This window comes from Rhodococcus sp. BUPNP1 (genome assembly GCF_002215235.1).
In the GTDB taxonomy this organism is placed as follows: Bacteria; Actinomycetota; Actinomycetes; order Mycobacteriales; family Mycobacteriaceae; genus Rhodococcus.
Genome location: NZ_NERM01000007.1, coordinates 111,825 through 127,019, shown reverse-complemented (window position 1 = coordinate 127,019; position 15,195 = coordinate 111,825). Strand labels below are relative to the sequence as shown.

Here is a 15,195-nt window from a genome sequence, read left to right as displayed (position 1 = left end):
CCGGCGATGCTAGCGAAAGTCGCGTGATCTGCTCTGCATTCGCAGATCCATGGCTTCGAGATGGTCGGCGAGGAGCGTGACCACCCCCTCGGCGTTCTGGAGCCGGCCGCGGACGAGCAGGGCGGGAGCGGTGTGGGCCACCGTCCGGTAGCGCGCCCACAGGCCGACCGAGCACACCACGTTCACCATTCCGGTCTCGTCCTCGAGGTTGAGGAAGGTGACACCGGCGGCGGTCGCCGGTCGCTGCCGGTGGGTCACGGCCCCGCCGACGAGGATGCGTGTCCCGTCGGGGACCTGCAACAGGTCAGCGGCCGGGATCACCCCGAGTTCGTCGAGCCTCTCGCGCAGGAACTGCGTCGGATAGCTGTCGGGCGAGATTCCCGTGGCCCAGACGTCGGCGGCGGCGAGTTCGAGAGCGCTCATGCCCGGCAGGGCCGGAGCCGGCACCGTCCCGATCCCGGGAAGCCGTCCGGGGCGTTGTGCCGCGGCCGGGGCCGCACCCCAGAGGGCTTCGCGGCGGGTGACACCGAACGAGGAGAACGCTCCTGCGGTGGCCAGTGCCTCGACCTGCGCGGTGGTGAGACCGACGCGGGCGGCGAGGTCGGCGGGCGAGGTGTACGGGCCGTGGGCACTGCGTTCGGTCACAATGCGTTCGGCGAGATCGTCGCCGATGTGCCGCACCGTCGCCAGGCCGAGCCGGACCTCGCGACCCTCGTTCTCGAGGGTGGCGTGCGCGAGGCTCGCCCCGATGTCGGGGCCGTGGACGACCACACGGTGACGTCGGGCATCGGCGACCAGCGATTGCCGCGAGTAGAAACCCATCGGCTGAGCACGCAGCAGGCCCGCGCAGAACGCTGCGGGATGGTGCAGCTTGAACCACGCCGAATAGAACACCAGCGAGGCGAAGCTCTGCGAGTGGCTCTCGGGGAAACCGAAATTCGCGAAGGCGTAGAGCTTCTCGTAGATGCGGTCGGCGACGTCTCCCGTGATGCCGTGCAGGTCCCGCATGCCCTGATAGAGACGTCCTCGCAGACGCTCCATCTTCTCCGTCGACCGTTTCGATCCCATGGCGCGACGCAACCGGTCGGCCTCCGCCGCGGTGAATCCCGCGGCGTCGACGGCCATCTGCATGAGCTGCTCCTGGAAGAGCGGAACGCCGAGGGTGCGTTCGAGGGCATTCTCGAGGCACGGATGGTCGTAGGTGACGGGTTCGAGACCGTTGCGCCGCCGGATGTAGGGGTGCACCGAACCGCCCTGGATAGGGCCGGGCCGGATGATGGCCACCTCGATGACCAGATCGTAGAAGCAGCGCGGCTTCAACCGCGGCAGAGTGGCCATCTGCGCCCGCGACTCCACCTGGAAGACGCCCACCGAGTCGGCGCGGCACAGCATCTCGTACACCCCCGGTTCGGAGAGGTCGAGGTGCGCGAGATCGACTCGGACGCCTTCGTGTTCGTCGACGAGGTCGATCATGTAGTGCAGCGCGGAGAGCATGCCGAGGCCGAGCAGATCGAACTTCACGAGACCCGCTGCGGCACAGTCGTCCTTGTCCCACTGCAGGACGGTGCGCCCTTCCATCCGCGCCCACTCGACGGGGCACACGTCGGCGACGGGCCGGTCGCAGATCACCATGCCGCCCGAGTGGATGCCGAGATGCCGTGGGAGACCTTCGATCTGTTCGGCGAGATCGAGAACCGTCTCCGGGATCCGTTCGTCGGTCTCGACCCGCACCCCACCCCACCGGCCGATCAGCTTGCTCCACGCGTCCTGTTGCCCCTGTGAGTATCCGAGGGCACGGGCCATGTCGCGGACGGCGGAACGACCGCGGTAGGTGATGACGTTCGCGACCTGCGCGGCATTGATCCGTCCGTACTTGCGGTAGACGTACTGGATCGCCTCCTCGCGCCGGTCGGATTCGATGTCGAGGTCGATGTCGGGTGGACCGTCGCGTTCGGGCGACAGGAAGCGTTCGAACAGCAGCTTGTTGCCGACGGGGTCGACGTTGGTGATGCCGATCGCGTAGCAGACCGCCGAGTTGGCGGCCGACCCTCTTCCCTGGCAGAGAATGTCGTTCCGCTTGCAGAAGTCGACGATGTCGTGGACGACGAGGAAGTATCCCGGAAACCCCAGCCGGCCGACGACGTCGAGTTCGTGTTCGATCTGCCGATAGGCGTCGGGGCGGCGCTCGACCGGACCGTAACGGCGACGCGCCCCGTCGTAGGTGAGTTCGCGCAGCCAGGTGAACTCGGTGTGCCCGTCGGGAACATCGAAGGGCGGCAGTTTCGGTGCGACGAGACGCAGGTCGAAGGCGCATTCACGACCCAGTTCGGCGGCATGGTGCACGGCACCCGGAAAGGCCTCGAACAGCCGTGCCATCTCCTCCCCCGACCGCAGGTGCCCGCCGCCGGTCGGCGGGATCCGGCCGACGGCGTCGTCGAGACTCTGCCGGCCGGAGATCGCCGCCACGGCCATCGCCAGACGTCGCCGACGGGGGTGCGCGAAGTGCGCCGCCGTGCTCGCGATGCACGGAATGCCGTGTCGCCCGGCAAGTTCGAAGAGGGCTGCGTTGCGTTCGTGGTCGTCGGGATATCCGTGACGGGTGAGTTCGACGGTCACGCGGTCGGCACCGAACCGGTCGACGAGGTCGAGCAATGCCGCCTCGGCGGCAGGGACCCCGCCCGTGGCGAGCGCTTGTCGCAGGTGCCCCCGACGACAACCGGTGAGGATCTGCCAGTGCCCACCGGCAGCATCGGTGAGCGCGTCGTAGTCGTACGTCGGGTTGTTCTTCCCCCCTCCCGCGAGGTGGGCGTCGGCGATCTGCCGCGACAGGCGTCGATAGCCCTCCTGACCGCGGGCGAGGACGAGCAGGTGCGCATCGTCGAGGCCCAGCTCGGCTCCGAAGACGGTGCGGATGTCGAGTTCGCGTGCGGCTTCGGCGAATCGCACCGCCCCGTACAGTCCGTCGTGGTCGGTCACCGCGAGGGCCTCGAGTCCGAGTCGTGCCGCCTCCTCGGCGAGTTCCTCCGGCGTGGAGGCACCGTCGAGGAAGCTGAACGCGGAGTGGGCGTGCAGTTCGGCGTAGGGCACGACCGGCCCTTCCGGACGTCGGACCCGCGCCTCGTACTCGGCGCGGGTGCGCGACCACGCCGGACTGTCGCTCCCGTCGCCGGGATGTTCGGCATCGCGACGGGAAGTGCCGGGTCGTCCCGAGAGCACACGTTCCATCTCCGACCAGGTCGGCGGACCGTTTCCCCATCCCACTCCGGCACCTCCTCGACCGATCCAGTATCGCACATGTGTTCGAACGAGACGTTCGAACACGCGCAGTTCTCGTCGCGACACGCCGGGAGTCGGCGACGAGAACTGCACGATCGACTGCAACCAGGGGGTTGCATCACGGGCCAGCAAGTGCAACCCTGGAGTTGCATTCCTATCGGAGGAGGCAATCATGACCGACGAACTCGACCGCATCGAACGCGACATCACCATCGACGCCCCCGTGGACCGGGTGTGGACACTCGTGGCCGAACCCGGCTGGTACATCAACGACAACGAGTGGACCGAGCACCGCCTCGAACACGACGGAGATCTCACCACCGTGCACGATCCGGTCCACGGCGCCTTCGTCTTCCGCACCGTGACCCTCGACGAACCGCACTACGCGGCCTTCCGCTGGCTCGCCGACCACACCGATCCCGACAGCCCGTCGACCCTCGTCGAGTTCCGGCTCACCGCCCTCGACACCGACACGACCGAATTACGCGTCACGGAAACCGGATTCGACTCCCTGCCCGGCGACGCGAGCGAACGCCGCACCCGCTTCGAGGAGAACTCCCGGGGCTGGACCACCGAACTGGAGATCGCCAAGCACCATCTCGAGAAGGACGGAAGCGTTGCCCGACGCTGAGTTCTCCGCCGACCTGCATCCCGTCTTCGCGGCCCTGGCCGACGACACCCGGTGGCGCATCCTGCAGCGACTGGGCCGATCCCCGGCGTCGGCGTCCGGGCTCGCGGCCGAGTTCACGGTCTCCCGTCAGGCCATCGCCAAGCATCTGGCGGTGCTCGAACGGTGCGGTCTCGTGACCTCCGAGCGCGCCGGACGGGAGATCCGCTTCTCCGCCGTCGGATCGCGGCTGAGCGCGGTCGGGCGTGCGATCGACGCCGTGGGGGCAGGCTGGGACCGCCGCCTGTCCGCGATCAAGAAGGCGGCCGAACGGCCTCAGTAACCCGCGTTCGGATCGACCCGGGCGATCAACTCCTCACCCGCGGCGAACCGGCGTACGTTCTCCTCGAGGGTCGGCGCGAACGTCTGCGTCAGCCGGCTGCGCGTATTGGCGATGTGCGGTGTGATCACGGCGTTGTCGAGATCCCACAGCGGATGACCGTCGGGCAACGGTTCGGGATCGGTCACGTCGAGGACCGCCCCGGCGATCGCACCGTCCCCGAGCGCCTTCACCAGCGCGTCGGTGTCGACGAGGTTGCCCCGCGCGACGTTCACGAGCCACGCCGACCCGGGCATCGCCGCGAGCGCGGCGGCGTCGACGAGATGATCGGTCTCGGCGGTCGCGGGTGCGGCGACGACGAAGTGATCGGCCATCGACCACACCTCCGACGTGCGGTCGGCCGGCAGCGTGACCTTCGCGCCGTCGACGGGACGGCCCGAACGATTGACCGCGACGACGGACGCGCCGAGGGCATGCAGGCGCGGGATCATCGCCCGGCCGATACCGCCGCATCCGACGATGGCCACGGTCGAGCCGTGGAGGGTCCGCACCCGCGGGTCGAGAACGTCCTTGGTCCACCGCTTCGCGGCAACCGAGGCGTGGAACTGCCGCAACCCCACGAGCAGCGCTCCCACCGCGTACTCGGCCACGTTGTCGGCGTACACACCGGACGCATTCGCCCACAGCCGGCGGTCGTCGATCACGCCCGCCCGGAAGAACGGTTCGATACCCGCGTAGGTGAGCTGCACCCAGCGCACCCGGTCGGGCAGATCCGGGAATTCCTCGGCGCTGCCGTCCCACACCAGGGCGTCGGCCTCGTCCAGTTCGGAGAGGGTTCCACCGCCGGAGACGATCGCGGCGGCGAGGTGTTCGTCGTGGCCCGGTCCGAGATGAATACGCATGCCGCGACCCTAACCTCGAATCGTTCGCGGAGGGATGTCGAGAATCCGGAAGCGGCTCCGTCTCCTCCATGAACGCGGCCACAATGGGCCGTACCGCACGGAGGAGAACATCATGGCCAAGTACCTGCTGCTCAAGCATTACCGCGGCGCCCCGGCAGCGGTGAACGACGTACCCATGGATCAGTGGGAGCCGGACGAGGTGTCGGCCCACATCCGGTACATGCAGGATTTCGCCGCCCGTCTCGAGAGCACCGGCGAGTTCGTCGACGCGCAGGCGCTCTCCCCGGAGGGCACCTTCGTCCGCTACGACGGTGAGGGACGTCCCCCTGCCACCGACGGGCCGTTCCCGGAGACGAAGGATCTCATCGCCGGGTGGATGGTGATCGACGTCGACAGCTACGACCGGGCACTGGAACTGGCCGGCGAACTGTCGGCCGCGCCGGGAGCCGGCGGGAAGCCGATCCACGAATGGCTCGAGGTGCGACCGTTCATGTCCGAACCGCCGACCGTCACGGAGTAGACGTGGACGAGGCGTTGCTGCGCACGCTCGTCCCCACGGTGATCGGCATCCTCGTCCGCCGCGGAGCGGATTTCGCGTCGGCCGAGGATGCCGTCCAGGACGCGCTCGTCGAAGCCCTGCGGGTGTGGCCGGAGGATCCGCCGCGCGACCCGAAGGGCTGGCTGGTCGCGGTGGCGTGGCGCAGATTCCTCGACACCGTGCGCGCCGATGCGTCCCGTCGACGCCGCGAGATCCTCGTCGACGCCGAGCCCCGGCCGGGGCCGGGCACACCGGTGGACGACACGCTCGCGTTGTACTTCCTGTGTGCCCACCCGTCGCTCACGCCCGGCTCGGCGGTCGCGCTCACCCTGCGTGCCGTCGGCGGGTTGACGACCCGGCAGATCGCGCAGGCCTATCTCGTTCCGGAAGCGACGATGGCCCAACGCATCAGCCGGGCCAAGCGCACGATCGCGGACGTCCGGCTGGATCGGCCGGGCGATGTCGCGACGGTGTTGCGGGTGCTCTATCTCGTGTTCAACGAGGGCTATTCGGGTGACGTCGACCTGGCCACCGAGGCCGTCCGGCTCACGCGCGGGCTGGCAGCGGTGATCGACCACCCCGAGGTGTCGGGTCTGCTCGCGCTGATGCTGCTCCATCACGCCCGGCGAGCGGCGCGCATCCGGCCGGACGGCAGTCTCGTTCCCCTCACCGAACAGGATCGCAGCCTGTGGGACACGCGTCTGATCTCGGAGGGCGTGGAGATCCTGCAGGCCGCGCTCGCCCGCGACCGGCTCGGCGAGTTCCAGGCGCAGGCCGCGCCGTCGCCGCCCTGCATGCCGACGCGCGTACCGCGGAGGAGACCGACTGGGTGCAGATCGTCGAGTGGTACGACGAGCTCCTGCGGTTCACCGACAACCCGGTGGCCCGTCTCAACCGTGCCGTCGCGGTCGGTGAGGCCGACGGACCCCACGCCGGTCTCGCAGCAATGGCCGAGCTCGACCCCAGCCTGCCCCGGTACACGGCGGCCGCGGCGTATCTCCACGAACGCGCCGGCGACACCGCGACGGCGGCCCGGCTCTACGCCGAGGCCGCGCACCTGGCGACCAGCGTGCCCGAACGCGACCATCTCGTGCGGCAGGCGGCACGCCTGCACAGCGTTTCCTGAGGTTCCGTCAGGGTTCTCCCCCACCACGAAATCCGGTGCCACGCCGGATGTGCCGACGGTGCGGGAGAACGAGCATGGGTGTCGTGAAACTCCTGGTGCGCCTGCTCGCCATACCCTTCGTGCTCTTCATCGCGTTCGTGGCGGTCATCGGTGGCCTGGCCGTCCACGCGTGGACCACGCGCGCGCTCGACACCACCGGACGCGTCGACTTCGACACCGCCCTGCGCATCCCTCCCGTCGAGTCGGGCACCGTCGACGCCGACGGCACGCGCGTGTTCGACCTGACCATGCAGCGCGGCACGACCGACCTCGGGCACGGCCCCGACACCCGGACATGGGGCGTGAACGGCAGCTATCTCGGACCCACCCTCCGCGCCGTGCGCGGCGAGAACGTGCGCGTGAACGTCACGAACGAACTCGGCGAGACGAGCACGATGCACTGGCACGGCATGCACCTGCCCGCGGCGATGGACGGCGGACCGCACCAGCCGATCGAGCCCGGAACGACATGGTCGCCGTACTGGACCGTCGATCAACCGGCCGCGACCCTCTGGTACCACCCGCACCTGCACGGTTCCACCGCCGCGCACGTGTACCGGGGCGTCGCGGGCATGTTCCTGATCGACGAGCCCGGCACGTCGCCGCTCCCCCACGACTACGGGGTCGACGACATCCCCCTCGTCGTCCAGGACCGGAAGTTCGACGGCGACCAGCTCGACGACAGCAACGCGATCTTCGCCGACGTCGGCACGCTCGGCGACGAGATCCTCGTCAACGGCACACCGCGGCCGTTCCTGGACGTCGGCACCGAGACGGTCCGGCTCCGGGTGCTCAACGCGTCGAACGCGCGCGTCTACAACTTCTCGTTCGACACCGGGATGCCGTTCCTCGTCGTCGGCAGCGACGGTGGTCTGCTCGAGGAGCCGCGGGCCGTCCGCAGTCTCCGGCTGTCGCCGGGTGAGCGTGCCGAGATCGTCGTCCGGCCGGAAGCAGGTTCGAGGCACGTGCTGCGCAGCACCCCGCCCGAGCTGAAGGCCGGCTTCTGGCAGGACCGCTTCTCCGGTGGCGACGACCGCATGGACGTCCTCGAGCTGCGGGCGGCACCCGTCCTCGGATCGTCGGCCGCGATCCCGGAGAGGCTGACCACCCTTCCGGAGCTCGGGGAACCGAGCAGCACCCGCCGCATCGACCTGACCTCGTCGACGACCATCAACGATCGCGAGATGGACATGGGCCGGATCGACGAGGTGGTCGTCGCCGGCACCACCGAACTGTGGGAGGTGCGCAACGTCAGCGGCACGATCCACAACTTCCACATCCACGACGTGCAGTTCGAGATCCTCGGCATGACCGGGGTGAGTCCCGACCATCCGTCCCTGGCTGGTCGCAAGGACACCGTCTTCGTCCCGCCGGCGGCGACCGTGCGGCTGCTCGTTCCGTTCGGTCGCCACACCGATCCGGCGATGCCGTACATGTACCACTGTCACCTGCTCAAACACGAGGACAGCGGCATGATGGGACAGTTCGTGGTGGTCGGCGCCGACGAGGTGCACGACGTGACGCAGGCGGCCGGCACGGCCCACCATGCCCACGACGGCGGGTGAACCCGGTCACGTCCGGCAGGGCCGGGAATGGATCCCCGCCCAGCCCTGTTGAGGAGTGTGGATCGGCGCGTCGCGTACGCCCCGGAGCCAATGAGAAACCGCCTTCGTGGAATACCGTCCGGCTGGAGCCACGTTGCGCAACGTGCCGTGAGGCATCCGGCGCGTCGGTCCACCTACTTCCTCCCCTGATCTCGCGGCCGTTCCGGCCGAGCAGAGTGAAGCCCTCCCACTCCACGCCAGTACAGTTGCCGATCGTCACAATCGTCAGCGGAACCGGGAGTGGGCATGAGTCGCTGGGCCGAGATCGTCGTCACCAGGAGCCGATGGGTACTGGCGATCGTGCTGCTCGTCGTGCTCTTCGCCGGCGCCTGGGGCGTCGGGATCTTCGGCAAGCTGACCGGCACGGGCTACTACGACCCGAACAGCGAGGCCGTCGAGGTCGAGCAGATCATCTACGAGAACTTCGGGTCGCAGGCCGCGGACATCATCGCGCTCTACACCGCACCCGAGGGACGCACGGTCGACGACATCCGTCCCGACATCGAGAGAACCCTCGCCGAGTTCCAGGACGCCGTCCCCGCCGAGTCGATCCAGACCTACTGGACCGCTCCGCCGCCGATGAACCAGCTGCTGCTGTCGACCGACCAACGCAGCGTGGCTGCCTCGATCACGCTCGGCGCGAACTCCGGGCTCACCGCCGCGAGCTTCCCCGAAGCCCTCGACCTGCTCGAGGTGCCCGGCGTGGAATCGCAGTTCGCCGGCAACACCGTGGTCGCGATCGAGTTCACCGACACCCTGGAGAGCGATCTCGTCCGGTCCGAGCTCATCGCGGTGCCCATCACGCTGGTGCTGCTGGTGTTCATCTTCGGCGGGGTGATCGCCGCCGCGGTCCCGGTCTTCGTGGGTGTGCTCGCGATCTTCTCGTCCCTCGCCACCCTGCGTCTGCTGTCGAATTTCACCGAGGTGTCGTCGTACGCGCTGAACATCACGTCGCTGATCGGTCTGGGTCTGGCGATCGACTACGGCCTGTTCATCGTCAGCCGCTACCGCGAGGAACTCGCGGCCGGTTCGGACGTCACCTCGGCGGTCAAGCGGACGATGTCCACCGCCGGTCACACCGTGATGTTCTCCGCTGCCCTGCTGATCTGCGCGTTCGCGGGCATGCTCGTCTTCCCGCAGACGGTGCTGCGGTCGCTCGGCCTCGGGGCCATGGCCGCCGTCCTCGGTGCCGCCGTCCTGTCGCTGACCGCGGTTCCCGCGCTGCTGACGATGCTCGGCCACCGCATCAACGCGTGGACCTGGGACCGTGAGACCTCCACCCGCGCCGAAGCGCGGGCGCGTCGTTTCTGGGGCGGGGTCGTCCGCAAGGTCGTGCGCCGTCCCGCCCTGATCGCGGTGGTGATCACCGGCGGTCTCCTCGTACTCGCGTCGCCTGTGTTCGAAGCACGGTTCGGGGAGATCGAGTACACCGCGCTGCCCGAGGACAGCCAGGCTCGCGCGGCCACCCAGACCCTGCTCGACGAGTTCCCGAGCACCGGCAACGGCGCCACGCTCGTCCTGCGCGGTGAGAACGGGCAGGCCCCGGACAGCGCTGCAGTGCGCACGGTGTCCACCGAGGTCGCCAAGGTCGACGGCATCTCGCAGACCGTCATCGTCGGGCAGGAGTCCGACGTGGTGGTCCTGCAGGGCCTCTACGCGCAGGGCGTGGACGGCACCGCACGGGCGAGCGAGATCACCGGCGAACTGCGCGCCCTGGACGTGCCGGACGGCACCGATCTGCTCGTCGGCGGTGGCCGGGCCCTCGTCGACGACGCCAATCAGGCCGTCTCGGATTCGCTCCCCTGGATGATCACGATCATGGTGCTCTCGACCCTGGTGCTGCTGTTCCTGGCATTCGGGTCGGTGGCACTACCGATCAAGGCCGTGCTCATGGCGGCACTGAGCCTCGCCGCGACCTTCGGTGTGCTGACCTGGGTGTTCCAGCTGGGCCACGGTGCTTCGTGGCTGCACGTCGTTCCCGCGGCGATGGAGCCGACCTTCGTCGTCCTCATCCTCGCCGTGGTGTTCGGCCTGTCGACCGACTACGAGGTGTTCCTCATGTCGCGCATGATGGAGGCCCGCGCGGCCGGAGCGAGCACGGTCGAGGCCGTCGAGTACGGCATCTCCCGCACCGGACGTGTCGTCACCGCCGCTGCACTGCTGCTGATCGTGGTCACCGGGGCCTTCACCATCTCCGGCCTGTCGATCATGCGGTTCCTCGGCGTCGGCATGATCGTCGCGCTGATCATCGACGCGACGATCGTGCGCATGCTGCTCGTGCCGTCGCTGGTCAAGCTCATGGGTGAGGCCAACTGGTGGGCACCGGCGTGGATGAAGCGCGTGCACGCGAAGGTCGGACTGGGTCATTAGACCGCAGGGCAGGTGTCGGGGGTGTCGCTACAGCGGCGTGATCGTCGTCGCGACGACGGGACGCGCCGGCTTGGCCGCGGCACCGCAGCTCGCCGGCCGGGCCGGTAGTTCCGAGGTCTCCACCCCGACCCGCCATGCCCGGCCGTCGCGGTGACGCACGATCGGCTCGTCCCCGTCCTCGACCGTCACGGCGTCGATCGCGAACTCGTCGATCGACTCCCGTACCGCGATCTCGGCGGCCTGCCCGGCCGCACCCCAGGTGCTGCGACCCCGCAGGCCACCCGCGTGGACGTGTCCGTTCCGGGCGTCGCGGACCGCGTCGAGACTGTCGTCCTCACCGAGCCGTCCGTAGGTGTACCCGGTCGGCAGCATGATCATCGACGGCGCGAAACGGTGTCCGCCGGTGTGCGAGCACTCCCACACGTCCTGCCCGAACTCGGCGGTCAGAGCCGCCGCGATCGGACGCCCCAGCACAGCGCAGCACCGGTCCCGTTTGCCGTGGGCACACACCAGGGCGATCGGGTCCTGCACGGCGGCACCGATACCGAGGGCGGGACCCGCGACCACGCGCGGGACGATGTCGAGCAGCTCCGCCGGCTCGGTGATCTCGAGCCGCTCGCACCAGGTGTTCCCCGGTTCGGTGCGGGCCAGCAGGACGGTCCGGGTCTCCCGCACCACGTCGCGGCCGGGTCTCCGGATGAACAGGATCCGCACGTCCGCGACCTTCGCCCGGGCGGACAGCTCGTCCGACAACTCGGCGCCGAGGGCGGTGCCGTCGAGCACGTCGCGTCCCCAACCCGTCGGCACCTCGAGACACACGTAGCCGGGCGCGGTGGCCGCCGTACCGGGCAGCGGCTCGTCGAGCGCGGACAGTGCGGAACAGGTGGGAGCGGCAATGGTGGTCACGCGGACATTGTGGCCCGGACACCCTCGTGACGGCCCGGCACCCCGCGGTGACCGGTCAGCCGCGGCGAAGAAGCCGCCGTGCCGCACCGCCCCACATCCGCAGGAATCCCTGCGACAGGTACGCGAAACTGCCCAGCGCCAGCACCCACTTGGTGACGCTGACGGTCGAGGCGGCCCGGACCGTCCGGTCGTCGATCCGGGTGCGGTGATCCAGCAGGTACAGGCCGACGACGTTCTCGACGTAATCCCCCGCCGCGGCGACGACCGGCGCCGCCATCAGGATCCGACGCGTCCTCGGCGACAGCGGGCGGTGCTTGTCGAGCGAGCGCGCACCGGCCCGCAGCGCGATCGCGAAGGTCGCCGGGTGGACCATGTCCCAGTAGTAGTGCTCCCGGTAGCGCTCGATCTCCTCGGGACCGAGATCCTCGAGGATCTTCCGGTATTTCGAGGCCGAGAAGGTGGTCTGGACGGTGCCCACCGTCGGGGCCGTGGAGCCGAGGACCCGGCCGATGTTCGCCTGGGACACGAGGAAGACGGCGGCAGCACCGATGAGGAAGCGGTCCGCCCGGGTGAGTGTCATGCTCGTGATGCTAGGGGCAGAGAATCCGCGACCCTACGGAAGGGAGACCCGTGCAGATCACCGGAGCAGTCCTGGAGGAGATCGGACGTCGACGGCGGTACGAGAAGTCCACCCCGCTCAGCGTGGACCTTCTCGAACTCGACCCACCGGGACCGGGTGAGGCGCTGGTCGAGATCGAATGCGCCGGTGTGTGCCACTCCGATCTGTCCGTGGTCGACGGCAACCGGCCCCGGCCGGTGCCCATGCTCCTCGGGCACGAAGCGGCCGGACGCATCGTCGAACTCGGCGACGACACCACCGGATTCTCCGTCGGCGAGCGGGTCGTCATGACCTTCATGCCCCGCTGCGGCGAATGCGAGGGCTGCGCGAGCAACGGCATCCGCCCCTGCATCCCCGGATCGGCCGCGAACGCTGCGGGGACCCTGCTGTCGGGCGCGCGGCGGCTGCACCGCGACGGGAACGACGTCCACCACCACCTGGGAGCATCGGCCTTCGCGACCCACGCCGTCGTCGACACGCGGTCGCTCGTCGGTGTCGGCGACGACGTCCCCGCCGAGGTCGCCGCGCTGATGGGCTGTGCCGTGCTGACCGGTGGCGGTGCGGTCGTCAATGCCGCTCGTCCTCAGGCCGGGGACACGCTGGTCGTCGTCGGTCTCGGCGGAGTGGGGATGGCCGCGCTGCTCGTGGCGCTGGCCCACGACGACGTCACCGTGATCGCCGTCGACACCTCCCCCGACAAGCGCGACACGGCACGTTCGTTGGGAGCACAACTCGTGCTCTCGCCGGACGAGGCCGTCGAGCAGGGCGTGAAGGCACGGTTGGTCATCGAGGCCGCGGGGAGCGTGCCCGCGCTCACCACGGCGGTCGCGCTCACCGGACCGGGAGGCACCACGATCACCGTCGGACTACCCGCGCCCGACGCCCGGCTCGAGATCTCGCCCACCGCTCTCGTCGGCGAAGGCCGCTCGCTGGTGGGCAGCTATCTCGGCTCCGCCGTCCCGGCCCGCGACATCCCCCGCTTCGTGGACATGTGGCGCGAGGGGCGACTGCCGGTCGAGCGGCTCGTCACCGACCGTCTGCCGCTGGACCGGATCAACGAGGCCATGGACGCCCTGGCCGACGGAACCGCCCTCCGTCAGATCCTCACCATGGACTGAACATCCATCCATGTCCCTGTCGGTTCAGATGTCGTAGTCCACGACGACCGGCGCGTGATCGCTGATCCTCCGGTCCGGCGCCGGATCGCGGTCGGTCCCTGCGGAGATCGCGGTCCGGGCCAATCGCGGGGTGGCGAGGTGGTAGTCGATCCGCCACCCGGAATCGGAGGCGAACGACTCCCCCAGCCACGACCACCACGAGTAGGGACCGTCGACCTCGGGATGATGCCGGCGGACGACGTCGACGAGCGTGCGCGGCGACAGCAGCGAATCGAACCAGGCGCGTTCCTCGGGCAGGAAACCCTCGGCCTGCCCGCGACGCCGCCAGTTGCGCACGTCGTAACGCGTGTGGGCGACGTTGAAATCACCCATGATCAGGAACTCCCGCCCCTGCGCGCGCGCCGCGAGCCGGCTACGGGTCAGCTGCCGGGCGAAGGCCGACAGGAACCGCATCTTGCGCTGGTAACGCACCCCACCGTCCGGCTCGTCGCGCATGCGCCCGGGCTTCTGGAGGTGCGCCGGGAGCCCACCCTTCGGCAGGTACAGCGACGCCACGGTGATCGGCGCGTCGGCGAGATCCACCTCGACGTACCGCCCCTCGTGGGCGAATTCGGACAGTCCGCGAGCCAGCGGTCCCCGATCGAACTCGATCCGGTCGACGTGTTCCTCACCGGGAAGTCGCAACAGTGCGGTGCCGCTCCAGGTGCGCACGGCGGCGGGTTCGTGCAGGGTCAGGATCCCGACGCCGTTGCGGCCGGGAAGGGTGCCCTCGTCGTAGGCGAGGTGGTACTTGCCGAAGACACCCTGCGGGATCGCGGCCGCCGGAGCACGTACCTCCTGCAGGGCCACCACGTCGGGGTTGCGCTCACGCAGCCAGTTCTCGAACCCACGTCGCTGTGCGGCGCGGATTCCGTTGATGTTGAAGGTCGCGATGCGCACGATCGTCCAGTCTAGGCAACCGTTCGATCCGTGAGGAACGGGACGACCGCCGCCGCGAAATCGCGGGCACGGTCGCGATGGATGCTGTGCCCGCAGCCGACCTCCCGCACGGATGCCGAAGGCAGCGCCTCGACTGCCGCCGTCAGCAGGCGCGGGTCGACCATGCTGCCGCGCCGCACTCCGCGCAACAGCAGGGTCGGGGCAGTGAGGGACGGAAGGTGCTGCCACCACACCGGATTCGGCGTGTGGAACTGGGCGACGACCGACGGTGTCATCGAACGGTCGAAGGCGGTGACCGCGCGCGGGTTGAGCGCCATGCTGGTCGCGGCGTGCCACAGCTCCGCGGGAGTCGGGCGGTGGGCCGGCACCTCCGGAACCGGATCCCCCTCCCGCAGCGGCAGGGGTGTCTCCTCGAGGACGAGCCGTCGGACGAGGCCGGGATTCTGTTGCGCGACCAGCGATCCCACGTGACCGCCGAGCGAGTGCCCGACGAGATCGACGGCCTCGACGTCGAGGTGGGCGCACAGGCCGGCGACGTCGGCGGCGAACTCGTCGAAACGGTACGAGGGGGCCCGGCCGCTGCGTCCGTGCCCGCGCAGGTCGACGGTGACCACCCGTCGGCCCGCCTTCACCAGGGCTCCGGCGAACCGGGTCCACGTGCGCCCATCACCGCCCATCCCGTGCACCAGCAGTACGGGCACGGAACGGGCGGCGGACCCCGCGGATTCGCGGGACGCAGCGTATTCGCGATACGCCAGGGCGACCCCGTTCGGCGCGACGGTGAGGACCGGAGATCTCATGATGCTCGAGC

The 15,195-nt window shown here is 69.5% G+C and carries 12 protein-coding genes and 1 pseudogene; 7 read left to right on the top strand and 6 right to left on the bottom strand.

Annotated elements, in window-relative coordinates; all coding sequences use genetic code 11:
- Positions 1 to 9: 9 nt before the first annotated feature.
- Positions 10 to 3,261: an error-prone DNA polymerase gene (locus B9C99_RS09380; protein WP_088897728.1), complete on the bottom strand. Its 3,252-nt coding sequence runs from the start codon at positions 3,259 to 3,261 to the stop codon at positions 10 to 12.
- Between the two features lie 187 nt (positions 3,262 to 3,448).
- Here B9C99_RS09380 and B9C99_RS09375 point away from each other — a divergent pair, with 187 nt between their 5' ends.
- Both B9C99_RS09375 and B9C99_RS09370 read left to right on the top strand, forming a co-directional pair.
- The gene (locus tag B9C99_RS09375; RefSeq protein ID WP_006550101.1) at positions 3,449 to 3,907 is read left to right on the top strand and encodes a hypothetical protein; all 459 of its coding nucleotides are present in this window, start codon (positions 3,449 to 3,451) and stop codon (positions 3,905 to 3,907) included.
- Positions 3,894 to 4,226, top strand: a complete 333-nt coding sequence (locus B9C99_RS09370; protein WP_006550100.1) for a helix-turn-helix transcriptional regulator — start codon at positions 3,894 to 3,896, stop codon at positions 4,224 to 4,226. The genes B9C99_RS09375 and B9C99_RS09370 overlap by 14 nt, the downstream gene beginning before the upstream one ends.
- Here B9C99_RS09370 and B9C99_RS09365 read toward each other — a convergent pair.
- Positions 4,220 to 5,125: a D-isomer specific 2-hydroxyacid dehydrogenase family protein gene (locus B9C99_RS09365; RefSeq protein ID WP_064063847.1), complete on the bottom strand. Its 906-nt coding sequence runs from the start codon at positions 5,123 to 5,125 to the stop codon at positions 4,220 to 4,222. The genes B9C99_RS09370 and B9C99_RS09365 overlap by 7 nt on opposite strands.
- A gap of 112 nt (positions 5,126 to 5,237) precedes the next feature.
- On the opposite strand from B9C99_RS09365, the gene B9C99_RS09360 reads away from it, so the two are divergent.
- The 4 genes and pseudogenes from B9C99_RS09360 to B9C99_RS09345 all read left to right on the top strand — a co-directional run bounded on the left by B9C99_RS09360 (position 5,238) and on the right by B9C99_RS09345 (position 10,802).
- Entirely contained in the window at positions 5,238 to 5,645 is a 408-nt protein-coding gene (locus B9C99_RS09360; protein ID WP_064063887.1) for a YciI family protein, read from the top strand.
- A gap of 2 nt (positions 5,646 to 5,647) precedes the next feature.
- A pseudogene (locus tag B9C99_RS09355) lies at positions 5,648 to 6,789 on the top strand (RNA polymerase sigma factor).
- A gap of 74 nt (positions 6,790 to 6,863) precedes the next feature.
- Complete coding sequence (locus B9C99_RS09350) at positions 6,864 to 8,393, top strand: multicopper oxidase domain-containing protein (protein WP_088897640.1); 1,530 nt, start codon at positions 6,864 to 6,866, stop codon at positions 8,391 to 8,393.
- A 285-nt stretch (positions 8,394 to 8,678) separates the two neighbouring features.
- Positions 8,679 to 10,802 carry an MMPL family transporter gene (locus B9C99_RS09345; protein WP_088897639.1) on the top strand — a complete coding sequence of 708 codons (2,124 nt, stop codon included), beginning with the start codon at positions 8,679 to 8,681 and terminating at the stop codon, positions 10,800 to 10,802.
- Between the two features lie 27 nt (positions 10,803 to 10,829).
- Here the strand turns inward: B9C99_RS09345 and B9C99_RS09340 are convergent, their stop codons facing one another.
- Together B9C99_RS09340 and B9C99_RS09335 are read right to left on the bottom strand one after the other, a co-directional pair.
- Positions 10,830 to 11,708 carry a sucrase ferredoxin gene (locus B9C99_RS09340; protein ID WP_088897638.1) on the bottom strand — a complete coding sequence of 293 codons (879 nt, stop codon included), beginning with the start codon at positions 11,706 to 11,708 and terminating at the stop codon, positions 10,830 to 10,832.
- Between the two features lie 55 nt (positions 11,709 to 11,763).
- Positions 11,764 to 12,288 (bottom strand): hypothetical protein, encoded by a 525-nt coding sequence (locus B9C99_RS09335; RefSeq protein ID WP_088897637.1) that lies wholly within the window; start codon positions 12,286 to 12,288, stop codon positions 11,764 to 11,766.
- Between the two features lie 50 nt (positions 12,289 to 12,338).
- On the opposite strand from B9C99_RS09335, the gene B9C99_RS09330 reads away from it, so the two are divergent.
- Positions 12,339 to 13,445, top strand: a complete 1,107-nt coding sequence (locus tag B9C99_RS09330) for an alcohol dehydrogenase catalytic domain-containing protein (RefSeq protein WP_016692866.1) — start codon at positions 12,339 to 12,341, stop codon at positions 13,443 to 13,445.
- 24 nt (positions 13,446 to 13,469) lie between these two features.
- Here the strand turns inward: B9C99_RS09330 and B9C99_RS09325 are convergent, their stop codons facing one another.
- Together B9C99_RS09325 and B9C99_RS09320 are read right to left on the bottom strand one after the other, a co-directional pair.
- Entirely contained in the window at positions 13,470 to 14,384 is a 915-nt protein-coding gene (locus tag B9C99_RS09325; protein WP_088897636.1) for an exodeoxyribonuclease III, read from the bottom strand.
- A gap of 11 nt (positions 14,385 to 14,395) precedes the next feature.
- A complete protein-coding gene (locus B9C99_RS09320; RefSeq protein ID WP_016692868.1) occupies positions 14,396 to 15,184 on the bottom strand; it encodes an alpha/beta fold hydrolase in 789 nt (262 codons plus the stop codon).
- Between the last annotated feature and the right edge of the window lie 11 nt (positions 15,185 to 15,195).

Coding starts and splice junctions, on each gene's coding strand:
- B9C99_RS09375 (WP_006550101.1), top strand. CDS start 3,449: ATGACCGACGAACTCGACCGCATCGAACGCGACATCACCATCGACGCC.
- B9C99_RS09350 (WP_088897640.1), top strand. CDS start 6,864: ATGGGTGTCGTGAAACTCCTGGTGCGCCTGCTCGCCATACCCTTCGTG.
- B9C99_RS09360 (WP_064063887.1), top strand. CDS start 5,238: ATGGCCAAGTACCTGCTGCTCAAGCATTACCGCGGCGCCCCGGCAGCG.
- B9C99_RS09365 (WP_064063847.1), bottom strand. CDS start 5,125: ATGCGTATTCATCTCGGACCGGGCCACGACGAACACCTCGCCGCCGCG.
- B9C99_RS09320 (WP_016692868.1), bottom strand. CDS start 15,184: ATGAGATCTCCGGTCCTCACCGTCGCGCCGAACGGGGTCGCCCTGGCG.
- B9C99_RS09345 (WP_088897639.1), top strand. CDS start 8,679: ATGAGTCGCTGGGCCGAGATCGTCGTCACCAGGAGCCGATGGGTACTG.
- B9C99_RS09335 (WP_088897637.1), bottom strand. CDS start 12,288: ATGACACTCACCCGGGCGGACCGCTTCCTCATCGGTGCTGCCGCCGTC.